This is a genomic window from Gaoshiqia sp. US2, from assembly GCF_059705485.1.
The window spans coordinates 6,113,929-6,129,226 of sequence record NZ_AP048550.1 but is presented as its reverse complement, the minus strand read 5'-3'; the positions used below and the strand labels follow the sequence as shown (position 1 = coordinate 6,129,226).

9 protein-coding genes are annotated in these 15,298 nt (G+C 44.8%); all 9 read left to right on the top strand.

Annotation, left to right across the window (positions count from 1 at the left end; genetic code table 11):
- Nucleotides 1-2 precede the first annotated feature (2 nt).
- The 9 genes from AC6H3C_RS24520 to AC6H3C_RS24480 all read left to right on the top strand — a co-directional run bounded on the left by AC6H3C_RS24520 (nt 3) and on the right by AC6H3C_RS24480 (nt 15,272).
- Entirely contained in the window at nt 3-2,789 is a 2,787-nt protein-coding gene (locus AC6H3C_RS24520; protein WP_497518333.1) for an AGE family epimerase/isomerase, read from the top strand.
- A gap of 82 nt (nt 2,790-2,871) precedes the next feature.
- Nucleotides 2,872-4,167 carry a Gfo/Idh/MocA family protein gene (locus AC6H3C_RS24515; RefSeq protein WP_497518332.1) on the top strand — a complete coding sequence of 432 codons (1,296 nt, stop codon included), beginning with the start codon at nt 2,872-2,874 and terminating at the stop codon, nt 4,165-4,167.
- A 69-nt stretch (nt 4,168-4,236) separates the two neighbouring features.
- Nucleotides 4,237-7,008 carry a glycoside hydrolase family 78 protein gene (locus tag AC6H3C_RS24510; RefSeq protein WP_497518330.1) on the top strand — a complete coding sequence of 924 codons (2,772 nt, stop codon included), beginning with the start codon at nt 4,237-4,239 and terminating at the stop codon, nt 7,006-7,008.
- A gap of 27 nt (nt 7,009-7,035) precedes the next feature.
- Complete coding sequence (locus tag AC6H3C_RS24505; protein WP_497518328.1) at nt 7,036-8,655, top strand: glycoside hydrolase family 5 protein; 1,620 nt, start codon at nt 7,036-7,038, stop codon at nt 8,653-8,655.
- 56 nt (nt 8,656-8,711) lie between these two features.
- The gene (locus tag AC6H3C_RS24500) at nt 8,712-10,040 is read left to right on the top strand and encodes a bile acid:sodium symporter family protein (RefSeq protein WP_497518326.1); all 1,329 of its coding nucleotides are present in this window, start codon (nt 8,712-8,714) and stop codon (nt 10,038-10,040) included.
- 50 nt (nt 10,041-10,090) lie between these two features.
- Nucleotides 10,091-11,008, top strand: coding sequence for an RraA family protein (locus AC6H3C_RS24495; protein ID WP_497518325.1), 918 nt, complete (start codon nt 10,091-10,093; stop codon nt 11,006-11,008).
- Nucleotides 11,009-11,080: 72 nt separating this feature from the next.
- Entirely contained in the window at nt 11,081-12,574 is a 1,494-nt protein-coding gene (locus AC6H3C_RS24490; protein ID WP_497518324.1) for a mandelate racemase/muconate lactonizing enzyme family protein, read from the top strand.
- On the top strand, nt 12,555-13,892 hold the full coding sequence (locus AC6H3C_RS24485; protein ID WP_497518323.1) for a bile acid:sodium symporter family protein: 1,338 nt from the start codon (nt 12,555-12,557) through the stop codon (nt 13,890-13,892). Before AC6H3C_RS24490 ends, AC6H3C_RS24485 begins: the two co-directional genes overlap by 20 nt.
- Before the next feature lie 12 nt (nt 13,893-13,904).
- Nucleotides 13,905-15,272 (top strand): FAD-dependent oxidoreductase, encoded by a 1,368-nt coding sequence (locus AC6H3C_RS24480; protein ID WP_497518322.1) that lies wholly within the window; start codon nt 13,905-13,907, stop codon nt 15,270-15,272.
- Nucleotides 15,273-15,298 lie beyond the last annotated feature (26 nt).

The window sequence follows — 15,298 nt, the reverse complement described above, 5'->3', positions numbered from 1 at the left end:
AAATGAAATTACATATTACTCTGGCGCTGATAAGTATAGTTTTTCTGAGCCATATGCTGTCCTTTGGGGCATATACTGAAGATCGAATTTCCGTGATCAAGGCTGCAGATTATCAGCGCCGGCTTGAGAAGATCCTCAACAAGAACATCATTCCATTTTGGTTTTCCAACTCGATCGACAAGGAGTACGGTGGGTTCATTCTGGATCAGGACCTGGAGGGCCGGCATAAGGAAGGGCCTGCAAACAAGATGATCGTCACCCAGGCGAGGATGGTTTGGTATTTTTCCAGGTTGGTCAACACGGGCAGGGATTCTGAAGTGAATCTGCCTGTCGCCAGGCAGGGATACGAGTTTCTCAAGAACCGGATGTGGGATGAAACGAATGGTGGCTTTTACTGGAAAGTGGATCGCTCCGGTAGCACTGTTATCGATGCCAACAAGTATTTGTACGGACAAGCCTTTGTTTTGTATGCTATATCAGAATATGCAACTGCTTCAAAAGACAGTGGAGCATTAAAACTGGCCGACAGGCTCTTTGGCTTGCTGGAGAATAACGCCCGCGATCGGTTGAATGGAGGCTATGTCGAGGTCTTTCTTTCTGACTGGGCACCCGCTTCTGAGGACCTCAGGGGAGAAGGTCCCCTGGAGGTTCCCAATTCGTTTAAGCTCATGAACACCCATCTGCACCTGATGGAAGCCATGACTGCATACTACCGGATTTCCGGGAACTCCCTTGCCAGGGAACGGCTGCTGGAACTCATCCAAATTCAAAGCAATGCCATCGTTCGCAAGAATATTGGAGCCTGTACCGATAAATATGCTCCCGATTGGACGCCGATCCTTTCTGACGGATATGACCGCGTGTCCTATGGACACGATGTTGAAAACATCTGGCTGCTGGCTGATGCATGCAAAGCGGTCAATCTTTCAAACGCACCGCTTCTTGATCTGTATCGTACGCTATTTAACTATTCCACACGGTACGGATTCGACCACAAACGAGGGGGGTTCTATCAAAGCGGACAGTTTAATAAACCAGCGGATCAGATGAACAAAGCATGGTGGGTACAGGCAGAAGGATTAGTATCCTCTCTGTCCATGTTCGAGTTTACCCATGATGCAAAGTATTTGAATTATTTTGATAAAACGCTTGATTGGATCGAAAAACATCAGGTAGACTGGGAAAAAGGGGAATGGTTCTGGATTATTGGCACTGATAAAAGGCCGGCCGGAGACAAAGCCAATGAATGGAAAGGGGCCTATCATACAGGGAGGGCGATGATGGAGTGTCTGGATATTTTGAAACGGCTGACGGCGCCCCCTGTCAGCCCTGCCCAAATCATCGGGGGCATTAATACATCGAAATGGTATGGCTTCAACTTGCGAAACAAATTCACACTTGGGGCCAATGCTTCTTTCGAGTCCCCTGAACCTTATTATGAAGAAGATTTCAGGTTGATGGCAGAGTGGGGATTTAATTTTGCCCGGTTACCTCTGGATTATCGTTGTTATACATTCCCCGATAACCCGCTGGCCTTTGACGAGGCGCGTCTGAAAGAGATCGACGAAGCTATCGAATTCGGACAAAAGTACAACATCCACGTGTGCATCAACCTCCATCGGGCTCCGGGATACCGTGTAGGACTTGGTGATGATGATGAGGAAACAGGTAATTTATGGACAGATGAAAGGGCTCTTGATATTTTTGTAGTACATTGGAAGATGTTTGCCAGTCGTTATAAAGATGTTCCCCACACATGCCTTAGCTTTAATCTGATTAACGAACCCAGGACAACAAAAGAGAATTTCTTCAAGGTACATTTACGCACGATTGAAGCGATCCACCAGATAGACCCCAAACGAATAATTGTTATTGATGGGTTGGACACTGCGTCAAAACCTCTTCAGGAGCTTCTGAATATTCCAAACGTGATCCAGGCAACGCGCGGTTATACACCAGGTACAATTTCTCACTACAAGAAACCCGGATCGGGAACAGGCTATTGGCCAAAACCGGTATGGCCGCCGTCTTCTTTCATTACAGGTCGGTTGTATGGCCCTCAAAAACCGGAACTTGCCGGTCCGTTCGTACTGAGATCGGATTTCAGAGAAGGAACTGTGATCACTATCAGGGTGCACCAGGTATCGCTGAAAGCAGCCATCATTGTTCAGGCCGATGGAATGACTGTATGGAAAAAAACTTTTGAGCCGAAAGACGGCGACGGAGAATGGAAGGAGGTTGTTTACTCGAAGTCATGGGGTCGCTATCAGAATATCTATGACCGGGAATACACCTTCACGCTTCCGTCGTCAGCGAAGGAAATATCATTCGAGAACACCGACGGCGATTGGCTGATGTTCACGGAATTCTCGGTCAGACAGCCTGGCGGCAAAAAGATGATCTTCACAACCGACATTGCTTCCGGAAAGAAACCAGAAAGTTACAAGATCGGTGTTGATGGCGAGATTACGGCGCCGCCTGACTTCGATCCCGAGTGGCAGCTTTCCGAATACCTCGCACCGTGGATCGACATAGCCGCCCAAGGGGAGACTGTGCTTGTAGGCGAGTGGGGTGCATTCAACCGGACACCGCACGATGTGACATTAGCATGGATGCGAAGCTGGCTTGAAAAGTGGAAAGAGGCGGGGTTTGGCTGGGCGTTGTGGAACTTCAGCGGTCCGTTCGGCATTCTGGATAGCGAGCGCGAAGATGTTGAATATGAGGACTTCCATGGACACAAGCTCGACCGGAAAATGCTGGAGCTTCTTCAGGAATATATGGAAAAATAACTACGTACTTGGGCTGTTTAACGAATATTGTACCATGTACAGATAACTAATATAATAGTCTAATAAACAAACATATAGAAAAATGAAAACAGATCGAAGGGAATTTTTGAAAAAAACCGCATTGGCAACCAGTGGGGTAATTGTCCTTCCGACGATTATACCTTCATGCGTAAAGGGGGCCAATGACCGGGTTAACATTGGTATGATTGGTATGGGAGATCATGGCATGGCATATAACCAACGGAATTATCTGGACATTGATGCATGCAGGGTTGTGGCTGTGTGTGATGTGGATGCCCGACGTTTGCAGAAAGCGGTTGGTTTTACCAATAAAAAGTATCAGAATAATGACGCATCCGGATACCGTGATTTCAGGGAGTTATTGTTGCGAAAGGATATTGATGCCGTGCAAATCACAACACCTGATCATTGGCATGTCCATTTATCAATCCTGGCCATGCAGGCTGGTAAACATGTTTGCTGCGAAAAGCCGACCCTGACCATTGAACACGGACGGATCCTGGTTGATCAGATAAAAAAATACGGCAAAGTCTTCCAAACCAGTCTGGAAGACCGGTCGAAGCAACCTTATCACCGCATGGCTGAATTAGTAAGGAACGGACGCATAGGCAAATTACTGAAAATTCGTGTGGGATTGGAAGGTAAATACCTGGTAAGATACAATACAAACGACAGAATACAACCGGTACCCGATTACTTTGATTATGAAATGTGGTTAGGTCCGGCGCCTTATATCCCATATATTCCTGATCAGTGCCACTGGAATTTCAGGTGGGTCGAGAATTATTCGGGGGGTAGCCTGACCGACTGGGGGGCGCATCTGATTGACGATGCACAATGGTGCAATGGCACCGAAAAGTGGGGACCGGTTGAGGTAGAGGGTATTGGCTCCAGACCATCTGAAGGGATTTACAATACCTTCAATAAGTACAATCTTATCTACCGTTACGAGAATGGCGTTATTTTGGAAGTGTACAGTACTGACACGGTTGAAATAGGCTGTGAAGGCACAGATGGTTGGTTAAGAATTAAAGGTTGGAACAAAGAACTTCAGGCCAGTTCGGATGACATCCTTTATTCGGAAATAGGAGAAAATGAAACTCATTTGTATACGGCCACCAACGAGTTCGTTAATTTCATCGAATGTATTAAGGGAGGGAAAGAACCTTATCACCCCGCCGAAGATATGCACCGTACATCGACCATGTCGCATATGGGTAATATAGCCATGAAACTTCAACGCAAACTAAAATGGGATCCGGGAAAAGAGGAATTTATCAATGATGATGAAGCAAATCGGATGCGTTCACGTCCGGAAAGGGATCCGTGGCAGTTAAAAGATATTATTGGAGCATAAATCCAATAATTGTTGATAATTGACCATTCTCGAAGATAATTTGAAACTGCAAATCTGACTGACAACATCATGAAAAATGTAAAGCATTTACCCTGTATCTTATCACTATTTTTGGTTTTCAGCCTAATGTCCCATTACGTTATCGCAAAGACAAGTGTGTCAAATCCCGTTTGTGAATATCACATAAACCCCGTTGGCATTGATGTAAAAAAGCCAAGGCTTAGCTGGCAAATTCTTTCAGATGAGGAGAACGTCAAACAAACAGCCTGTGAGATCCGGGTAGCAGGTTCACCCTCCGAACTGAACAAAAAAAAATTTTTGATTTGGGATTCAGGGAAAGTTTTAAGTGATCAATCAGTGAACGTTATCTATGAAGGCCCCGCTTTGAAATCGAAGAAACGGGTCTATTGGCAGGTGCGGATTTGGGATAACAAGGGTAAAATATCTGATTGGAGTGAGCCGGCTTATTGGGAAACAGGTATATTAGACCCAAAATTATGGACTGCATCGTGGGTTGCGGTGAAAGAGGAGAAAAAAGTTGACGGATCACGCCCATGCCAGTATTTCAGAAGAGAATTTTCAATAGCAAAAAAAATAAGTTCGGCCAGGGTTTATATAACGTCACTGGGCTTATATCAACTATTCCTGAATGGAGAGAAAGTCGGCGATGAGTTGTTTACCCCCGGTTGGACCAGCTATAACAAGCGACTGCAATACCAAACCTACGATGTCACCCCGATGCTCCGTGAAAAGAATACAATTGGAGCCATACTTGGAGATGGCTGGTTCCGCGGGAATATTGGGTGGAAGCCACGACACAGCTATTATGGAGACACCTTGGCGCTTTTGTTACAACTGGAAGTTAATTATACGGATGGAACCCATGAAACACTGATTAGCGACGCGAACTGGAAAACAACTACAGGCCCGATACTGCAATCTGATATTTACAATGGGGAAACCTATGATGCCCGACTTGAAATGAAAAACTGGTCGGCCGTTGATTTTGATGATAGCAGTTGGGGGAACGTAAGCTTACTTGACCATCCTAAAAACATACTTGTGGCTTCTCAGGGGGTACCGGTGAAGGCCGTACAGGAAATAAAGCCTGTCAGATTGCTTACAACTCCTAAAGGCGAAACTGTTTTCGATATGGGGCAGAATATGGTGGGCTGGGTCAGGTTGAGAGTTCAGGGAAATGAAGGTGATAAGGTTACCTTGAAATTCGCGGAAGTACTGGATAAAGAAGGTAATTTCTACACTGAAAACCTCAGAAAGGCTAAAGCGACTGACACTTATATTCTTAATGGCGCCGGTGAAGAAACTTTTGAGCCTCATTTTACTTTTCACGGCTTTCGGTATGTAAAACTGGAGGGATTTCCCGGCTTGCCAAAGCCGGACCAGATCACCGGCGTTGTAATCCATTCGGCAATGAAACCAACCGGAACATTTACCTGCTCGGATTCATTGATCAACCGCTTACAACAAAATATTCAGTGGAGCCAGAAGGGGAACTTCCTCGACGTGCCGACAGACTGCCCCCAAAGGGACGAACGGCTTGGCTGGACAGGTGATGCCCAGGTATTCAGCAGGACAGCAGCTTTTAACTTCGACGTGGCTGCTTTTTTTACCAAGTGGATGAAAGATGTTGTCGCAGATCAACTGCCCGATGGCAGGGTTCCGCATGTTATCCCCGATGTTTTAAAAGGATACGGGTTTAAAGGGGACGGCGGCTCAACTGCATGGGCCGATGTATCGGTCATAGTTCCCCGGACAGTTTACTGTACCTATGGAGATCAACGCATTTTGGAAGAACAATACCCCGGTATGAAGGCATGGGTCGAATACATGAGAACCCGCGCAGGGGATGATAACCTTTGGACGGGTGATGACCACTTTGGGGATTGGCTGGCCTTTGCAAGCACACGTTCCGATTATACCGGGGCAACCACTGAAAAAGATTTAATAGCCACTGCATACTATTATTATTCGATTGGTTTGTTGGGCAAAATTGCAGCAATCATCGGCAATAAAACTGATGCCGGTATATACACGGCATTGGCAAATAACATTAAAAAAGCCTTTATTGCTGAATTTGTTACCCCAAACGGGCGATTGGTATCCCATACCCAAACTGCCTACGTGCTGGCGCTTTCATTTGATTTGTTGCCTGACGAACTTGTGCCGGAAGCGGCTAAGTACTTGTCTGAAGATGTTGAAAAGTTTGGACATCTTACAACTGGCTTTGTAGGGACACCTTTACTGTGCCAGACCTTATCAGACATTGGCCGCGATGATTTGGCCTTCATGCTGCTGAAAAGAAAGGAGTATCCTTCCTGGTTATATCCGGTTACCCGGGGGGCGACCACCATCTGGGAACGCTGGGACGGACAGAAACCGGACGGTTCATTTCAAAATATAAGTATGAACAGTTTCAACCATTATGCGTACGGGGCAATCGGAGAATGGCTTTACAGTCATGTTGCCGGGATCAGTATTGACCCTCAAAATCCGGGCTATAAACATATTCTTTTCAGCCCGCATCCCGGAGGCGGGTTGGGCCATGCGAGCGCTGAATTCTTATCCATGTATGGCTTGGTAAAATCTGCATGGGAGCTCAGTGGTGGAAATTTCATTTATGATATTATCATACCGGCTAATACAACGGCAACTGTTATCTTACCATGGGCAAAAACAGAAGAATTAACGGTAAACTCATTACCAATAACTTCCAAAATGAAAAAAAGCCTGCAACAATCAGAAATTGGCGTGAACCTGGATTTGGGTTCCGGTCAATACCAGTTCCGTTATTCTGACAAAGAATTAATTCAACAGGAATAATAACATGTACAAAATAAAACAAAAAAGATGAAAGACACAGAGAATGACAAAAGATGCCGGTTTTTGGAAACACTCATAAGGTTCCCGAAAAAAGAGATTCTGTTTAGTCTTCAAATAATTATTTTATTGACGTTTCTTGCCGGATGTTCTATCTTTTCAAGAGATGAAGACGAACCGGATGAACCCGATGAACCTGTCAACGTGGATTTCTCACGATTACATGGCTTTAATTTAAGAAACATGTACACCCCATGGGCTAACGCGACATACAGCTCACCGCAGCCATACCCCGAAAACGATTTTAAGTGGATGGCCGATTGGGGTTTCAATTTTGCCCGGTTGCCTTTGGATTACCGGTGTTACACGGTTCCGGGAGATATACGCGCTTTTGATGAGGAGCGGCTGAAATGGATCGATGATGCAATCGGCTTTGGACAGAAGTACGGCATACATATTTTGCTCGATTTTCATCACCCGATAGGTTATCACCCTTACGACAATCCGGACGGAGGATCAGATTTCTGGACAAATGAAGGGAAGATCGCTATTTTTCTGGAGCATTGGGAGATGTTTACCAAACGTTATAAGAATGTGTCTCACGAATATATCTTCTTCAACCTGATGAATGAACCAAAGACGACAAAAGGAAATTTTCTCAGCGTGCACCGGCGTGCCATTGAAGCGATACACCGGGTTGATCCCAGTCGACTGATCATTGTCGACGGAATGAATGTGTCACAAGAACCTGTTCCGGAACTTGTGGACGCACCCAACGTGGTCCAGGCATGCAGGGGATATGTGCCTGGCAACATTTCCCATTATATGAAACCCGGAACCAACGTCCCCGAGTATCCCAGGCCTGCCTGGCCAATGCCCTTCATTATCGGGAGGCTGTACGGACCTGCTAAACCGGAGGCCGCCGGCCCGTTCGTGTTAAAATCGGATTTTAAGGCGAATACTGAAATCGCGATCCGGGTACATCAGGTGGTGCGTAAGGCTGTACTTACAGTTAAAGCCGATGGAACAGTCCTATGGGAGAAAACATTTGAACCGGGAGGCGGAGAAGGAGAATGGAAAGAGGTCATCTGGAACGAACAATACCAGGAATACCAGAACATCTATGACCGGGAATATACCATCACGCTTCCGTTTGCAGCGGAGCAAGTTTCGTTCGAGAACATAGATGGTGTGAACCTGATATTCAGTGAATTTTCAATCAAACCGCCTGGCGGTGACAAGTTGGTCTTTCCTGCCGATATCAAATACAGGGCTGGCATAGACAGGCAGAAACCCGGGACTTATGAAATCGGGGCCGATGGTAAGATCGGCCCGGTGCCTGCTGATTTCGACCCTGAGTGGCCTATTAATGATTATTTTGACCCCTGGATCAAAATTGCCGATCAGGGAGAGACCGTGTTTGTAGGCGAGTTTGGCGTTTATAACCGGACACCGCACGATGTAACATTAGCCTGGATGCGAAGCTGGCTCGAGAAATGGAAAGAGGCAAAATTCGGATGGGCTTTGTGGAATTTCTACGGCCCTTTCGGAATCCTTGACAGCGGACGTGAAGATGTCGAATACGAAGACTTCCATGGACATAAGCTTGACCGTGAAATGCTTAAACTGCTTCAGGAATATACAGAGTAATAACAGCAAGGTTGGCAGGTTAAAAAATAGAAAGATTAAAGTAACAACGATGGATTATGAACGAACTTAATTTTTATAAGTTATTATTGGGTTTTTCATTCTTATTATTAATCATTTCCCTGATCATGGCCTTATTAGGGAATCTTGTCAACGCGGGCCCTTTGATTATTTTATTCTTTATCACCCTTGCTGTTAGTGTAAAGGGTTTTGAATCGGCAAAAGGATTATCTTATACTTTATGGATATTTACAGGTGTTTCGGCTGCCATGTTTTATCCCCGGTATTTCACGGCAATTGGTGATTTTAAGTTTAGCCTTTTGATAGTTCCCTTGTTGCAATTGATCATGTTTGGCATGGGATCGCAGATGAGTTTTAAAGATTTTATTGGAATAATCAAAATGCCCAAAGGCGTTATTATTGGAATTTTTGCTCAATTCTCAATTATGCCTTTTGTTGCTATGTTAATTTCAAACATTTTCAATTTTCCTCCTGAAATTTCAGCAGGTATAATTTTGATAGGATGCGTTCCAAGCGGGCTTGCATCTAACGTAATGTCGTTTTTAGCGCGGGCCAATGTTCCCCTTGCAGTGACGCTGGCAGCGATAACCACGCTTCTTTCACCGCTTATTACACCATTGCTCATGAAATACCTGGCAGGAACGTTGGTTGAAGTCGATCCCTGGGCGATGATGCTCGATATGCTAAACATGATAATCCTTCCCATCGTTGCCGGTTTTATATTTAATCTTTTTTTAAACATAAAGGGCACAAGTAGGCGGTCGAAGATCATTCAACTTGTATCCTTCCCAATTGTAATGATTCTTACGAACCTGGTTTTTGTCAAAGCACAAAATGCAAGCATGTCTGAATTCATTGTTTATTTTGTAAAAAGGATGGGTTGGTTTTATTTACTGCCTATTGTTGGTGCATACCTTTTCAATAAGTCATTTAAAGGCGATAAAAAGATTATAGACATCATTCTTTCCTATGTTTCCATGGTTGGAATTGCTGTTATCGTGATTGTTATTACTGCTGCCGGCCGTGAAAGCCTTTTGGTTGTGGGGGTTACCCTCGTTTTTACCAGCTTGTTGCACAACCTGGGTGGCTACACGTTGGGTTATTTTTTAGCATGGCTTTTTCGGATGCCCGAAAGGGACCGTCGTACAATTGCATTTGAAGTAGGCATGCAAAATGGCGGACTGGCTTCCGGTCTGGCATTGGAGATGGGGAAAATTGCTACTGTTGGTCTTGCCCCGGCTGTTTTTGGACCCTTAATGAATATCACCGGCTCGGTACTTGCTAATTTCTGGCGTGGTAAAACCCCGAGAGATGAGAAGGTTGAACCTGTCTTGGGATTACAAAAAGATGGTCAATCAAGTAGCTAAATGGCGGAAGTTAAGATTAATGACGAAGATACTAATCTAAAAAGCAGGATATGAGAAAGTTAGTTTTATTTATTGGAATTTTTATTTCTTCTCTGGCTATCGCGCAGATTGAGCCATCGAGGGATCTGATGATGTTCTACACTTCCGAGTGGGAGGGTGAACGATTTGAAGATGGAAGGCCGAAAGTACCGGATAGTCTGATGGACAGGCTTCTTAAACTTTCAATAGAGGAAATATGGAGTGTGTTGAGGAATAAAGGATATTTTAACCAATACGAAGGTGATTGGGAAATGTTACACCCGGACAGGCCTTTTTCAGGAAGAGCGTTAACGGCAGTATATATGCCCAGCCGGCCGGATGTGAACGATAAAATAATGGAAAAGGGGAAGGAAGAAGGAAGGATTGGGGCATCAAATTCATGGCCTATTGACAGGCTTAGGGAACGCGATGTGTATGTGGCGGCGGGATATGGGAAGGTGGTTGATGGCACATTGATTGGTGATAACTTGGGCAATTCAATTTATTCACGATCAAAAACAGGGGTTGTTTTCGATGCTGGTGCCAGGGATGCTGAAGGTCTGTCTGGAATTGAGGGGTTTAATGCCTTCACCAGGGGGTTTGATCCTTCATACATTACAAACATGATGCTTACGGGAATAAACATACCTACCAGGATTGGGAGGGCAACCTGTGTGCCTGGCGATGTAGTGGTGGCAAAAAAGGCAGGAGTAATTTTTGTCCCATCCCACCTGGTTGAAGAAGTTATTCTCACTGGCGAATTCATCCAGTTAAAAGACGCGTTCGGTCACCAGATGCTCCGGGAGGGGATATACACCCCCGGACAGATAGATACCCGTTGGACAGACGAGATTAAAGAACATTTTTTAAAGTGGGTCAGTGAGAATCCTGAGCAGGCGCCTATGTCAAGGAAAGAATTGGATAACTATTTAAAAGGCAGGACTTGGTAGTTTATTAATTTATTGAAACACAATCACAAAAATAATTGATCAAATTTTTAAGAACTTAAAATTTTAAACATAATGAAAAAGATTTTGCAGCAAATTACTGAAGAAAGCAGGGAACGGGAAAACATAACAACTAAAGAAGTTATTAAAACAAATAGTGCTAACCCGTCTTCAGAGAAAGACCGGCGTAATTTTTTGAAAAAAGCGGCGCTTGGAGGGATCACTTTAGGAGGTTTAATGACCTTGCCGGTCGAAGATATCATTGCCCAAACCACCTCGAAAGTTTCACGCGCGTCAAGTCCTTCAGATTTAAAAATAACGGACCTGCGTTATGCTGTCACGTCGGTGCTTAAAGGTACGGCTATTATCCGGATCGATACCAACCAGGGAATATATGGTTTGGGGGAAGTAAGGGACAAAGCCGACCCCCGTTACGCCCTGATGTTAAAAAGCCGGATTCTCGGTCTAAACCCGTGTAATGTAGAAATGATATTTAAGATCATTAAACAATTTGGCGGTCACGGTCGTCAGGGTGGTGGTGTTTCGGGTGTGGAAATGGCGTTGTGGGATTTATGCGGTAAAGCCTACGGGGTACCGGCCTGGCAGTTGTTAGGTGGAAGATACCGGGATAAAGTGAGATTATACGCTGATACGCCCCAGTCCGCATCTCCCGAAGACCAGCAAAGACTCATTAAGTACCGTATTGAGGAACAAGGCTATACCTGGCTCAAAATGGATGTTTCCATCCGGGAACTGGTAAACATACCCGGCACTTTGGTGAACCAGAAATTCTGGCAGGACAACGGCAACCTTGAAATATGGTACGGTGGTTATATGTCTTTAGCAAATACCAAACATCCGTTTACACAGGTACAAATCACGGACAAGGGGCTGGACGAACTGGCCAGGATCGTTGAAAACGTACGCGGTATGGTTGGATATGATATACCGCTTTCCACGGACCATTACGGCCATTTTGATTTAAACAACGGGATACGTCTGGGCAGGGCTTTGGAGAAATACAGGCTGGCCTGGCTGGAAGATCTTGTTCCCTGGGAATTCACCGACCAGTGGAAAACCATGTCAGATGCCCTGGAGACCCCCCTGCTCACCGGAGAAGACATTTACCTGCTGGAAAACTTCAAACCGCTGATCGATACCCATGCGGTTGATATTGTCCACCCGGATCTGGCTACTTCAGGAGGACTTTTGGAGACTAAACGGATCGGCGATTACGCGGAAGAACACGGCGTGGCCATGGCCATGCACCAGGCGGGTACACCCGTTTCCTTCATGGCCGCAGTACATTGTGCCGCAGCCACGCAAAACTTTCTGGCGCTGGAGCACCATTCCGTTGACCTTCCCTGGTGGGAAAACCTGGTAAAGACCACTGATGGAAGGCAACTGATCACCAAAGGTTTTGCCAATGTCCCGCCGGATGCACCGGGGTTGGGAATTGAATTGAACGACGAAGAGGTGAAGAAACATTTAATTCAGGAAGATAACGGGTACTTCGAACCAACCCCCGAATGGGATAAAAAACGTTCCCATGACAGGCCCTGGAGCTAATTTTACTTTAATCAAAAAAATGAGAAAAATGAACTTTCACAAGTTAGTACTGGGCCTTGCCGGAATATTCTTATTAACTGCCCTGGTTATGTTGCTGACGGGAAATACGGCGTCAGGCGGACCAATACTGATTTTGTTCTTTATCACGCTCGCTGTTAGTGTAAGGGGTTTTGAATCAACAAAAGGATTATCTTACACTTTATGGATATTTACAGGTGTTTCTGCTGCCATGTTTTATCCTCAGTATTTCACTGCAATTGGTGATTTTGAGTTTAGTCTTTTAATAGTCCCCTTGTTGCAGTTGATCATGTTTGGCATGGGATCTCAGATGAGTTTTAAAGATTTTATTGGAATTATCAAAATGCCCAAAGGGGTTATCATTGGAATTTTTGCTCAATATTCAATCATGCCATTGGTTGCCCTGACTATTTCCAGAATTTTTGATTTTCCTTCAGAGATAGCAGCAGGTATAATTTTGATAGGATGCGTTCCAAGCGGGCTTGCATCTAACGTAATGTCGTTTTTAGCGCGGGCCAATGTTCCCCTGGCAGTGACGCTGGCAGCGATAACCACGCTTCTTTCACCGCTTATTACACCATTGCTCATGAAATACCTGGCAGGAACGTTGGTTGAAGTCGATCCCTGGGCGATGATGCTCGATATGCTAAACATGATAATTCTTCCCATCGTTGCCGGTTTTATATTTAATCTTTTTTTAAACATAAAGGGCACAAGTAGGCGGTCGAAGATCATTCAACTTGTATCCTTCCCAATTGTAATGATTCTTACGAGCCTGGTTTTTGTCAAAGCACAAAATGCAAGCATGTCTGAATTCATTGTTTATTTTGTAAAAAGGATGGGTTGGTTTTATTTACTGCCTATTGTTGGTGCATACCTTTTCAATAAGTCATTTAAAGGCGATAAAAAGATTATAGACATCATTCTTTCCTATGTTTCCATGGTTGGAATTGCTGTTATCGTGATTGTTATTACTGCTGCCGGCCGTGAAAGCCTTTTGGTTGTGGGGGTTACCCTCGTTTTTACCAGCTTGTTGCACAACCTGGGTGGCTACACGTTGGGTTATTTTTTAGCATGGCTTTTTCGGATGCCCGAAAGGGACCGTCGTACAATTGCATTTGAAGTAGGCATGCAAAATGGCGGACTGGCTTCCGGTCTGGCATTGGAGATGGGGAAAATTGCCACTGTTGGCCTTGGCCCGGCTGTTTTTGGGCCTTTAATGAATATAACTGGTTCAATACTCGCTAATTTCTGGCGCGGCAGACCCCTGAAAGATGAAAAAGGAAATTACAATGAATAAAAAAAGAATTATATGAGGATAAATACCTATTTAGAAAAAGAAAAAGAAATTGACATAATCGATGAAGTCGATGTTTTAATTATTGGGGGGGGGCCTGCCGGTATTGGGGCAGCTATTGGTGCAGCTCGGGCCGGGGCTAACACAATGATTGTTGAGGCGATGGGCTCCTTTGGGGGAATGTGGACCAACGGGCTGGTGATCACACTCGCCGGATTTAATAACTGGTTAAGACCATATCAACGTTGTGTAAATGGCGTTTTGGGTAAATGGATTTCCTTAGCTGAAAAAAAAGGAGGAGCAGAAAATAACAGGAGTTGGGTGTTAAATTCCGATCCGGAGATTATGAAGTTAGTGGCCGATGAAATGCTCCTGAAAAATGGGGTAAAATGTCTTTTACACACCTGGATGGCAGATGTCATAATTGATGATAATTGCATGAAAGGAGTTTTAATTGAGAATGTAGATGGACGGAAGGCAATCAAAGCAAAAGTTACTGTCGATTGTACCGGAAACGGGGATGTATTTGCACGTGCAAATGAAACTTTTCATATTTCGCCGGAATTGCAACCAATGACTTTACCTTTTTATCTGGCGGATGTAGAATCCAAAGGTAAGATTGGGCTTGAGGAGGAATCAATAATACCAATTGGACCGGAACCGGGTTTTTTAAAAGAGCCTGTATTATCAGATTATACTTCCAGAAGAAGGGATATTTATATTGACCGGGGAAAATTAAGAAAAGCAGCACAAAGAGGAGAATTACCTTTTTTTGGTGGCCCCTGGTTTGGAGGAATGAGGGAAAAATATCCCTGGGTGAATACGACCAGGGTCTATGGTTCAGCTATTAATGCAGAGGAATTGACAACGGCGGAAATAGAGGCCAGGAAAAATGCCCATGTGATAGCCGGTTATTACAAAAGGGAATGTGAAGGATTTCAGCATAGCTGGCTGATGAAAACCGCCTCAACAATTGGTATCCGCGAAACGAGGAGGCTTGATGGCGTTTATATGCTGACAAAAGAAGATGTCGTTTCATGCCGTAAATTTCCGGATTCCATTGCTTTGGGAACCTGGCCGATTGATGTTCATCCTCCAAAAGGACAAAGCGGGATGCATGAAATGTATGTCCCTTTACCTTATCAAATCCCGTTCAGGGCGCTTTTACCGAAGAAAATCGAGAACCTGGTTGTAGGGGGAAGATGTATTTCCACAGATCGTGAAGCAATGGGGTCTGTTCGTGTCGGGGCGACCTGTGGGGCCACGGGTCATGCGGCAGGAGTAGCAGCAGCATTATCTGTACAATCAAACAAAACTCCGCGAAGCCTGGATTATAAGGACATTCAACAGGAATTAATAAATCAAGGGGGAATTATTGAATGAAGAACTTACAACCTTGATTAATCAAT